Raw genomic sequence first — 8633 nt, forward strand, 5'->3', positions numbered from 1 at the left:
CGACCTATTGCCGCTATTGCACCCGTTCCCGGGTGGTGGGGCATGGGGCCCTGCATCCTACCCGAACCCGGCTTGAAAGGGCGTTGACCTATATCGAATCCAAACCGGAAATCCGAGACGTGCTCCTTTCGGGAGGAGACCCTTTGCTGCTGGGAGACGACCGGCTGGAATGGATTCTCTGCCGTCTTCATCGAATTCCCCATGTGGAAATCATTCGCATCGGCACCAAGGTGCCGGCTGTTTTGCCCCAGCGCATCACCCCCAAACTGGTCAAGATGTTGAAGCGGTATCACCCCCTGTGGATGAGTCTGCACTTTACGCACCCGGACGAGTGTACCCCTGAATCTCAGCGGGCGTGTTCCCTTCTCGCCGATGCAGGGATTCCGCTGGGATCACAGACGGTCCTGCTGAAAGGCGTCAACGATACCGTGGATATCATGAAAAATCTGGTGCATTGCTTGATGAAGATGCGGGTGCGCCCCTATTACCTGTATCAGTGCGACCCCATTTCCGGCTCTTCCCATTTTCGGACGCCGGTGGAAACGGGCATGGAAATCATTCGGGGGCTCAGAGGTTTTACCTCCGGCTATGCCGTGCCCACCTATGTGGTGGATGCCCCGGCCGGCGGGGGGAAGATTCCCCTCATGCCCGATTATATCATCGGCCGGGAAGGTAGAAACCTGGTCATGAAGAACTATGAAGGCAACCGGTATCAGTATCCCAACGCTTTTTGCGATCCGATATGATTTCAAAATGTTATTCAGGGGAGGCTCCGGATGTTCGAGAGGCGCTTTCCCTTTTTGTTTTCCCGATTCATGTGCCGGCGCCGGGAGAAGGTTTGTTGGATCACCAGGGCATGACGCTGACTGAAACCCGGACCCGGCATCAACTGCCGTATGAGGAGATTTTGCACAATGACCATGACTATCGGCCTGACCTACGACCTGCGGTCTGAGTATCTCGCCCAGGGCTATTCGGCGTTGGAGACGGCGGAGTTCGATCGGGACGACACTATCGCAGCCATTGAAACGACCCTTCGGGAGCTGGGTCACCGAACCGAGCGTATCGGGAACGGGCGTCGGCTGGTCGAGGCCCTGGCAGGGGGGCGGCGCTGGGACCTGGTATTCAATATCGCGGAAGGGCTCAACGGCATCGGCCGGGAGGCTCAGGTGCCGGCGATGCTGGATCTCTACGGGATTCCCTACACCTTTTCCGACCCCATGGTCATGAGCTTGACGCTGCACAAAGGGATGACCAAACATGTGATCCGGGACGCCGGTGTCCCCACCAGCGATTTTCTTGTTGCGGAGAGCGGGGCCGATGTCCGGAGGGTCGGCTTCATGCCGCCCTACTTTATCAAACCCGTGGCCGAAGGAACGGGCAAAGGCGTCAGCCCCGCCTCGATCATCCGGGACCGAAGCGCTCTCGTTCAAGCCTGTGAGGAGATGATCCAGGATTTCCGCCAGGCCGTCATCATCGAGCCGTACCTGCCCGGCCGAGAGTTCACCGTGGGTATTCTGGGAACCGGCACCGTTGCGCGCATACTGGGAACTATGGAGGTGCACCTGAAAGATACGGCCGAGCCGGGAGTCTATTCCTATGTGAACAAGGAGGAGTGTGAGGCGCGTGTCGTCTACCGCCTGGTCCGGGCCCTGGATGATCCCGTGGTTGCCGAAGCCGAAGACGTGGCCCTTTCGGCCTGGCGGGTACTGGGGTGTCGGGACGCGGGACGGATAGATATCCGTTGCGATGCCGGAGGGCGGCCGCTGTTCATCGAGGTCAATCCCCTGGCCGGCATTCATCCCCAACACTCGGATCTGCCCATTATCTGCAATCAACTGGGCTTTTCCTACCGGAGACTGGTTCAGGCCATCGTCGAGTCCGCCGTTGTCCGGATACGGAAGCCGGGTTGATGCGGGTCGTCATTGTTCACGACAGTGTTTCGGCATCGGATCGCCCCGATGCGCTGGATGTGGTGGTCCAGGCCCGGGCCGTGGCCACAGCCCTCGAGGAACTGGGTCATTCGGTCGAGATTCTTCCCTGCACGCTCGATCTTGCAGGCCTCTGCGACGCCCTGAGGTCCCGTCGGCCTGAAAGGGTTTTTAACCTGGTGGAATCCCTGGCCGGGCATGGACGCCTGATTCACCTGGTACCGTCATGTCTGGACGCTCTGGGCTATTCCTACACCGGCGCGAGAACGGCGCCGCTGTTCCTGTCCTCACACAAGGTTTTAGCCAAGGATCGCTTGAAACGGTTCGGTCTGCCCACGGCCGAATGGGTGGGGCCCTGCCCCGGATCTCCCCCGCCTGAGCATACGAGCATAAAAGCAGGCGTCTGGATCATCAAGTCCGTCTGGGAGCATGCATCCATCGGTCTGGACGAGAACGGACTGGTCGCCGTGTCGGACATCCGCGAATTATGGTCTTTACTGGAAGCGCGCGCGCCGGATCTTGGGAAACTCTGTTTTGCCGAGCGCTACATCGAGGGGCGCGAGTTCAACCTCTCCCTTCTGGCCCAACCGGGTGGACCGCGGGTGTTGCCGCCCGCGGAGATCCGTTTCGAGGGGTATCCCGTCGGAAAGGCGCGGATCGTCGACTACCGCGCCAAGTGGGATGCCGCGTCCTTTGAATATCATCATACGCCTCGGGGCTTTGATTTTGGCCCCGAGGATGCCGGGCTTCTGGCCGAGCTTCAGGACCTGGCCCGGAATGCCTGGGCCGCTTTCGGACTATCGGGTTATGCCCGGGTGGATTTTCGGGTGGACGAAAACGGGCAGCCCTGGATTCTGGAAATCAACGCCAATCCCTGTCTGTCGCCGGACGCCGGTTTTGCAGCGGCCCTGGACCGGGCCGGAATTTCCTATACCGAGGCCGTCGGGTATATCCTGGCGGACGTGGTTTAGGCTGAAGACGGAAGGGGTGGGCTTCGGAAAAACGGCATGCTTATCCCCCTTCGTCTTCAGCCGCTTTCCGGTCAACATCGCGAAAATCGAAAGATGAGAAGTGACACCCATGCTGCGCATTCGACGCGTTTATGACGACACCTTGCCGGTAAATCGGGAAATCATCCGACAGGTCAAAGAGATCCTGCGGACCCGTTTCCCGGCAGCGCCCCGGGAGGACATCGATCAACTCGGTGAAAAACTCCGAAATCCCTTCAAACAGCGCTTTCGGAGCGTCCTTTTCGTCGCCCAGACCCTGAAAGGCCGGGTTCAAGGGTTTGCGCTTTTACTGCACGAGCCGGAGATCGGATTCACCTTTCTGGACTGGATCGCCATGGCCGGCGGGAAGGCCGGCAGCGGCATCGGCGGGGCTCTTTATGACAGGGTTCGGCAGGAATCTCTGGCGTTGGCGGTTAAGGGGCTGTTTTTCGAATGTCTGCCCGACGCCCCGGACCGTTGTCCCGATACGGCGCTCCTCAAGGAGAATCAGGATCGACTTCGCTTTTATGAACAATATGGCGCCCGTCCCATTGTCGATACGGCTTATGAATCTCCCGTCAATGCGGGGGATACCTGCATGCCCCATCTTGTCTATGACGGTCTGGAAGCCCAGCGGCCGTTGCGCAGGAGCTTTGCCCGGAAGGTGGTCCGAGCCGTTCTGGAGCGTAAATATGCCGCTCTGTGTCCGGCCGACTACGTGGAGCGGGTGGTGGCTTCCTTCAGGGATGATCCGGTGGCGCTGCGGGAATACCGGTATCTCAAGCCCGAGGCCGCAAGAACCCGCGTCGATATTCGAACCATGGAGCAGATTCCGCTGATCGTCAACGATCGCCACGACATTCACCATGTGCATGATCGGGGCTATGTGGAGGCTCCGGTTCGGGTCCGGAGCATCCTGGCCGAACTGGAGAAGAGCGGGCTTTTCACCCTGATCAAGCCCCAAGCCTTTCCCGACAAGCACATCCTGGCTGTCCATGATTCCGACCTCTTCGGTTATCTCCGGCGGGCCTGTGCCGAGGTGCCCGAGGGAAAATCCGTTTATCCCTATATTTTCCCCATCCGCAACAAGGCCCGCCCGCCTAAGGAGCCGTCGGTGCTGGCGGGCTATTACTGCATCGACACGTTTACACCTGTCAATCGAAACGCCTACCCCGCGGCGCGGCGGGGCGTGGACTGCGTCCTGACGGCGGTCCGGGAAATTCTGCGCGGTCATCGCCTGGCCTACGCTCTGGTGCGGCCCCCGGGTCATCACGCCGAGCGGCAGGCCTTCGGCGGCTTCTGCTATTTCAACAACACCGCCGTTGCAGCGCAGTATCTCTGCGCTTACGGTAAGGTGGCTATCCTTGATATCGACTACCATCACGGTAACGGACAGCAGGACATCTTCTATCAGCGGAACGATGTGCTGACCCTCTCCATCCATGGTCACCCCAGTTTTGCCTACCCCTATTTCAGCGGATTTGCAGAGGAACAGGGGGACGGTGACGGCGAAGGCTTCAACCTCAATCTGCCGCTTCCGGAAGCTGTTGACGGCCCGGTCTATCGGCGCACCCTTGAAAAAGCCGTCACCCGGATCCGGGATTTCAACCCTCAATTCCTGGTGGTGGCCCTGGGGCTGGATACGGCCAAGGGAGATCCCACCGGAACCTGGTCGCTCCGAGTGAAGGATTTCGAGGAGAACGGCCGCATCATTGGAGCCATGGGGCTCCCCACAGTCGTTATCCAGGAAGGAGGATACCGAAATCGCACCCTCGGCAGGAACGCCATGGGATTCTTCAAAGGCCTGATCGAGGCGCACCACCACTGGGGCCGAAACCGGCAGGAGCCCCGGGAGCGGCTTCATGGGGTCGGTTTCCGTGAAGTTATAGAGCCCCCGGACGTGGAGCGGGTGCGTCGGTTGGTGGATATCACCGGTTTCTTCTCGGCCGAAGAGGTGGCGATCGCCGCTGAACTGGTTCAGGAGCGACTTGAGAAGGGACCCGACAGCGGCTATGAATTTGTTATGGGCGACCATTACGGGCGCCTGGCCGGGTATACCTGCTTCGGCCGGATTCCCGGTACGACGGCCAGTTTTGATCTCTACTGGATCGCCGTCCATCCGGAGTTCCAGGGCCGGGGCCTGGGACGGCGTCTGCTCCAGGAGTCCGAAAGACGAATCAAGGCGGTCGGCGGGGCGCGCATCTATGTCGACACCTCTCAACGGTCTCAGTACGCCGGCACCCGGGCGTTCTATGAAAGCTGCGGATACCGACTCGAGACCGTGCTGGCCGATTTTTACAGTCCCGGAGACGGGAAGGCCATATACTGCAAAGTCATCGGTTGAAAATCCTGTCTCGACTTTCATAGGCCGGTGCCTCTGTCCGGTCAACATCATGAACGTCGAAAGTTGAATAGGAAATTCTTCCGGTGATAAATTTTTCCTGACACGTGGAAAAAACTCCGACACCCTCCCCATCCGATATCCCATTTCCCATCCATGGGTTGTGTCAATAAAACAAGCTTTTTCAAAATATTGTGATCCTGTCTTTCGGATCCTGCTGGTATGGAAATTGCTCCATGTGAGACGGCTATTCAATGAGTTTCTCTGCAGCCTTCCGAGCTGCGCAGGTATCTGATGCCGGCCCGTAAACTTGTGGGTCCGGCGGCCCTCATCGGATCTCCGCCCAATGTCCAGGCCTGCGGCTCGCGCTGTTTCAGATCGCCAATACGGATCTCCATGAAGAATGCGGCCGCCCCGGCCTCTTGCGGCACCAGGCCCTGGTATACGGATGGTATCCAGAAAGGAGAAAAAATGGAGCAACGGATAAAGGTTCTCATGGTGGATGATGAGGCCCAGTTTCGGGCGACGACATCCAGGATATTGAACAAGAAAGGCTTTGCAACCACCATTGCCGGCAGCGGTGAGGAGGCGATCGGGATTCTGGAGGAGCACCCTCAGGACGTGATCATTCTCGACATCAAGATGCCCGGCATGGACGGACACGAGGCTCTGAGCGAAATCAGGAGAATACGCCCGGAAACCCAGGTGATCATGCTCACCGGTCACGGAGCCGGGGATTCCGCCAAAGCATCCCTCGGAAAGGGCGCTTTCGACTATCTCAGCAAGCCGTGCGACATCGATCTTCTGGCCTTGAAAATCAAAGAAGCGTTTAAGGCGTCCCACAAGGATTTCAAAAAAGAGGAAAAGAACGCCGGCAACATCATGATCCATATCGAGGATTACACCACCATCCGGCCGGAGCAGACGGTAAGGGAAGCCATTCAGGCCCTCATGCGCTCCTTCGAAGGGTTGATTTCCTCGAGTCGTGTCATGGAAACCGGGCATCGTTCCCTTCTGGTCCGCGGTCCCGGTCAGGATGTGATCGGCATCATCAGCATCCTGGACCTCCTCGAGGCGGTTCGACCGGGCTATCTGAGCGCGGCGAAGCCCTCCATGGCCGACAGCATCCAGTATTCGCGGATGTTCTGGACCGGTCTGTTTTCAAGCCAGGTCAAGGCCCTGGCCGATAAATCCGTAGCGGAGGTCATGTCCGATACTCCGCCGTGCATGGATGAGGATACCAACCTGATGGAGCTGGCCGACTTCATGTACACCCATCAGGTCAGGCGGGTGCTCATCACCCGTGCGGACAGGGTCGTCGGCGTGGTTCGTGAGCAGGAGCTGTTTTTTGAAATGGCTCATATCATTTTTTAATTGTTTGAAATCAATTTGACATCGATCGTCAATGAAGGAGGAGGGTTATGAATCCATCAATAAAATCCGGTGACGCCCGAACCGATCATGATCTTGCGTCATCCCACGCTGTGGATGCACCCGTGACCCGAAAGAGCGCCATCAGGAAAAAGAAAGCTTCCGGCTATGACAAGTATGTTGATTGGAAGCTGTTTATCATCCCTGTGGTGTTGCTCTTCGGCATTTTGATCATGCCGACGCCATACAGCATGAAAGACGTGGGTACGGAATACAAGGTCGGCCCCAAAGCGGTGACCAACTTCCTCGCCAAGGCGCTTTTTAACCAGGAAACGCCTTATCTCGAACAGTGGCAGCTCCTTACGGTTCAGATCATGGACCAGAACATGCGGATGGGCGCCCTGGGCAAGGACCGCTTCCTGAAAAGAGACGCCAAGTGGCTCAGGCAGAACAAGATCGCCTCGGACAAGGTCAATCTGGCGCAGGCCATGGCCTGGGTCAGCGACAATGTTCCGGATGAACGGTTTCGCGGACTCATGAAAAGTGCGCTGGATCTTCGCAGGGACAACCTCAAATACGAAACCCTGACGGGAGATGACAAGGCAGCCGCCGATACCGGCGCCTGGCATATCCAGGTCGCCATCGCCATGGGCGCCTTCGTGGTCTTCTGTTTTCTGACGGAGTGCATCCCGCTTCCCGCCGTCTCCTTCTGCACCGGTCTTCTGCTGGTCTTCACCGGCGTGGTCACCCGCTCCGAAGTGGCCCAGCTCTACTGGGATGACGCCGTCTGGTTCATCATGGGCAGCCTCATGTTCGCGGCCGCCTTCGTCAAGACCGGGGTGGACAAGCGGGTCTGCCTGGCCATGTTCAAGAAACTCGCGGTTCCCAACGTCAAGATGATCAGCATGATTTTCTTTCTGATCATCTCACCGCTGGCGGCCGTCATCTCGGACCACGCATTGGCGGCCATGTTCCTCCCCATCGCCATGCTGCTCTATCAGAACAGTCTGACCCAGGAAATCCCGGAGGACCCCGAGCTGGGCAAAATGCTGATGATTTCCATCGCCATGGCCTGCAATATCGGTGGGCCCGGCGCCCCGTCGGGCGGCGCCCGCAACGTCATCCTGATGACCTATCTGAGCGACATGTTCGGCATGGATATCGGCTATTTTCAGTGGATCACCTACTGTGCGCCCTTTCTCGTCGTCATGATCCCGGCCACCTGGCTGCTGGTCAACTGGCAGTTCAAGCCCCGCATTCATTCTCTGGCGCCGGCCATGGACCAACTCAGGAAAGAGATCGACAAGATGGGCGGCTGGAGCCGGAACCAGATCAGTGCCCTCATCATCTTCGTCATCATGGTCTTCGGCTGGTTCACGGAGAAAACCTTCTATGAAATGGGGATCTTACCCATTCGATTGGGCCTGGGCGTCCTGGCCATGGCCGGCGCGGTAGCCTACCTTATGGCCGGCATCGTGAACTGGCGGGATTACCAGGAAAAGGTGGACTGGGGCGTGGTCTGGCTCTACGCCGGCGCCATCATCTTCGGCCGCACCCTGGACGGCACCGGTGCAGCCTATTGGCTGGCCCGGAGCGTCATGGACCTGCTCGCGCCCCTGGGCATGAATTCAGGACTGCCGCTTCTGGCCATATCCAACGGGATCACGGCCGTTGTCACCAACCTCATGGCGGACGGACCGGCCGCGGCGGCCGTGGGGCCCATCACGCTGAACATGGCGGGGCTCGCCCACCCGGGCACGGCCTACCTGCCCTTCATGGCCATGTCCACGGCCATCGCCTCTTCTTTTGCATACTGCCTGATTATCGGCACGCCGCCCAACGCCATCGTCTATGCCAGCGGTTACCTCGAACCCAAGGACTTTCTGCGGGTCGGCATCCCGCTCTGGTTCCTGGCCAACATCGTTCTGCTGCTTCTGACCGCGGTGTATTGGGTCGTCCGGGGATTCGGGGCACTGCCGAATTTCTGATCCCAGCGGCAGC

Annotated in this window: 6 protein-coding genes; all 6 read left to right on the forward strand. The window is 58.8% G+C overall.

From position 1 onward, the window contains the following. The coding region (locus tag AB7S84_RS14975) for a KamA family radical SAM protein (protein ID WP_428155431.1) at window positions 1–746 on the forward strand (746 nt) is incomplete at its 5' end. Between the two features lie 168 nt (window positions 747–914). Then, window positions 915–1913, forward strand: coding sequence for a D-alanine--D-alanine ligase family protein (locus AB7S84_RS14980; RefSeq protein WP_020876218.1), 999 nt, complete (start codon window positions 915–917; stop codon window positions 1911–1913). Continuing rightward, the gene (locus AB7S84_RS14985; protein ID WP_428155434.1) at window positions 1913–2902 is read left to right on the forward strand and encodes a D-alanine--D-alanine ligase family protein; all 990 of its coding nucleotides are present in this window, start codon (window positions 1913–1915) and stop codon (window positions 2900–2902) included. Before AB7S84_RS14980 ends, AB7S84_RS14985 begins: the two co-directional genes overlap by 1 nt. 109 nt (window positions 2903–3011) lie before the next feature. After that, the gene (locus tag AB7S84_RS14990; RefSeq protein ID WP_428155436.1) at window positions 3012–5264 is read left to right on the forward strand and encodes a GNAT family N-acetyltransferase; all 2253 of its coding nucleotides are present in this window, start codon (window positions 3012–3014) and stop codon (window positions 5262–5264) included. Between the two features lie 468 nt (window positions 5265–5732). Continuing rightward, window positions 5733–6635: a CBS domain-containing protein gene (locus AB7S84_RS14995; RefSeq protein WP_020876221.1), complete on the forward strand. Its 903-nt coding sequence runs from the start codon at window positions 5733–5735 to the stop codon at window positions 6633–6635. Between the two features lie 47 nt (window positions 6636–6682). Continuing rightward, the gene (locus AB7S84_RS15000) at window positions 6683–8620 is read left to right on the forward strand and encodes an SLC13 family permease (protein WP_020876222.1); all 1938 of its coding nucleotides are present in this window, start codon (window positions 6683–6685) and stop codon (window positions 8618–8620) included. Window positions 8621–8633 lie beyond the last annotated feature (13 nt).

This window comes from Desulfococcus sp. (assembly GCF_050178255.1).
Classification (GTDB): Bacteria; Desulfobacterota; Desulfobacteria; order Desulfobacterales; family Desulfococcaceae; genus Desulfococcus; species Desulfococcus multivorans.

What these genes read in the sequence shown, in the direction of transcription:
- AB7S84_RS14980 (WP_020876218.1), top strand. Translation starts at nt 915, where the DNA reads ATGACCATGACTATCGGCCTGACCTACGACCTGCGGTCTGAGTATCTC.
- AB7S84_RS14985 (WP_428155434.1), top strand. Translation starts at nt 1,913, where the DNA reads ATGCGGGTCGTCATTGTTCACGACAGTGTTTCGGCATCGGATCGCCCC.
- AB7S84_RS14990 (WP_428155436.1), top strand. Translation starts at nt 3,012, where the DNA reads ATGCTGCGCATTCGACGCGTTTATGACGACACCTTGCCGGTAAATCGG.
- AB7S84_RS14995 (WP_020876221.1), top strand. Translation starts at nt 5,733, where the DNA reads ATGGAGCAACGGATAAAGGTTCTCATGGTGGATGATGAGGCCCAGTTT.
- AB7S84_RS15000 (WP_020876222.1), top strand. Translation starts at nt 6,683, where the DNA reads ATGAATCCATCAATAAAATCCGGTGACGCCCGAACCGATCATGATCTT.